We start from the raw sequence: 654 nt of genomic DNA on the forward strand, positions 1-654 counted from the left end.
AGTTCTAATTTAGCTCAAATTAAACGAATTTCACGCGCGATTGAAGCTGGGATGATAGGTGTCAATACGGGGTTGATTTCTGATGCAGCAGTCCCTTTTGGTGGTATTAAGTCTTCTGGTGTTGGTCGTGAGGGCGGAAAGCAGGGAATCGAGGAATATTTGGAAACCAAGTACATTAAATTGTGTTAGCAACAAAATAATAATATTGCAGTCTTTAACAACAAAGGATAAAACTATGAAATATATAACAAAGCTACTTAATGTTGCGATTACAAGTGCTCTACTAGCGTCAGCTGGTGTGGCTTTAGCTGAAACGAGCCTAATCGAAGAATTACAAAAAGATATGCCAAAAAACTGGACTAAATGGGGTAAAGAGAACCAAATTGGCGCACTTAATTATTTAGACAAAACACAGGCATTACGTGGCATAAAGGCAGTTAATTCAGGTAAAACTTTTACTTTACAACTCCCAATTACTCATGGCATCGGTCCTGTATTTCCAGGTCGTGTTCCAGCAATGCATTATATGACTCAAGATCAAAGCATGTATTCAACAGGGAAGCTTGATGAGCTAGCGGGTGGTGTTAAGTATTCAGATGATGCTGTGTTTATGTATTTACAAGGAACTACACATATGGATGCGCTTGGTCATGC

Annotated in this window: 1 protein-coding gene and 1 pseudogene; both read left to right on the forward strand. The window is 39.0% G+C overall.

The annotated features are described in order from the left end of the window. Positions 1–189 (forward strand): aldehyde dehydrogenase family protein (locus ACT3RM_RS18085; RefSeq protein ID WP_444511544.1); only part of this gene is annotated, 189 nt, incomplete at its 5' end. Between the two features lie 46 nt (positions 190–235). Continuing rightward, positions 236–654 (forward strand): annotated as a pseudogene (locus ACT3RM_RS18090) (cyclase family protein); the annotation flags it as partial.

This window comes from Pseudoalteromonas sp. AOP7-A1-14, assembly GCF_052376275.1.
Classification (GTDB): domain Bacteria; phylum Pseudomonadota; class Gammaproteobacteria; order Enterobacterales; family Alteromonadaceae; genus Pseudoalteromonas.